Here is a 1,361-nt window from a genome sequence, read left to right as displayed (position 1 = left end):
ACGGTCACCAGATGCCGGGCCAGCAACGCACCCAACGTCCCCGTACCCCCCGTGATCAACACCGTCCCCGACCACCGGTCCAAGCACCCCACCGCAGCTTCCGGACCGAGGGAAGCGCCTCCGGAGCGAGGCACCAGCCGGGGCACGCGCACGGCCCCGTCGCGCACCGCAACCTGCGGCTCCGCTCCATCCGCCAGCCCCATCAACAACGGCAGCGGGAGTTCATCAGCCTCATCCACATCCGCCAGCCACACCCGATCCGGATGCTCACGCTGCACCGAACGCATCAGCCCCCACACCGGAGCATGCGCCAGATCCACCACGTCCTCCCCCGCACCCACCGCCACCGCACCCCGAGTCACCACCACCAAGCGCGACTCCACAAACCGCTCATCAGCCAACCATCCCTGCACCAGCGCGAGGGCGGCTGCTGCGTTCCGTCGCGCCGCAACGGCCAGTCCCTGCGACGATGACGCCTCCTGCGAGATGAAGACGGCCACCACCATGTCAGGCACTGGCGCGCCCTTCTCCACCGCGTCTCGTAGCGCGGCCAGGTCAGCGAAGACCGGGCATCCCTCGCTCAATGGAACCAAAGACGAAGCGCCAAGCACCGCACACTGCTGAGACTCTGAAGGCCGCACGGTCGACATGGCAGGGGTTTCTGGTGCCCATCGAAGGTGGTGAAGGGCATCTTCCTGGCGACTGCTCACCAGTTGCTCCGGAGTGACGGGGCGCAGGACCAGCGACTCCACGGACGCTACGGGGGTTCCGGTTTCGTCGGTGGCCTGGATGCGCACCGTGTCAGGTCCGGTCGCGCGCAACCGTACCCGCAGCGTTCGCGCGCTTGAGGCGTGGAGTGTGACTCCGGTCCAGGAGAACGGCAGCCGCGCCCGGCTCACACCTTGCCCATCGTCCGGATCAAGGAGCACCAACGGATGCAACGCCGCATCCAACAAGGCCGGATGGACAGCAAAACCATCCAGCACCACTCCGTCGTCAAGAGCCACCTCCGCAAACACCTCATCCTCACCCCGCCACACCGCCCGCACCCCACGGAACAACGGCCCATAGTCATACCCCGCCACCGCAAACCCCTCATACAACCCATCCACATCAACCCGCCCCACACCAACCGGCGGCCACATCCCCTGCTGGGCTCCCGGACCGGTGCCAGTCTCGGACAGCACACCACGCGCATGCACCAGCCACGCATCCTCAACGGCAGCGTCACCATCGGAGCGACGCGAGCGCACCACTACCGCGCGTCGCCCGCCCTCATCCCGAGCGCCCACACTCACATGCACCGCCACACCACCACGCTCCGGCACCACCAACGGCGCCTCCAACACACACTCCTCCAC

1 protein-coding gene is annotated in these 1,361 nt (G+C 67.5%); it reads right to left on the bottom strand.

Annotated features, from left to right (window positions below):
* Positions 1-1,187: polyketide synthase dehydratase domain-containing protein (locus tag ACFV2X_RS55615; protein ID WP_385631991.1), on the bottom strand; the 1,187-nt coding region annotated here is incomplete at its 3' end.
* Between the last annotated feature and the right edge of the window lie 174 nt (positions 1,188-1,361).

It is taken from the genome of Streptomyces sp. NPDC059679, from assembly GCF_042734105.1.
Classification (GTDB): Bacteria; Actinomycetota; Actinomycetes; order Streptomycetales; family Streptomycetaceae; genus Streptomyces.
The sequence above is the reverse complement of the archived record's forward strand: the minus strand, read 5'-3'. Positions and strand labels throughout refer to the sequence as shown.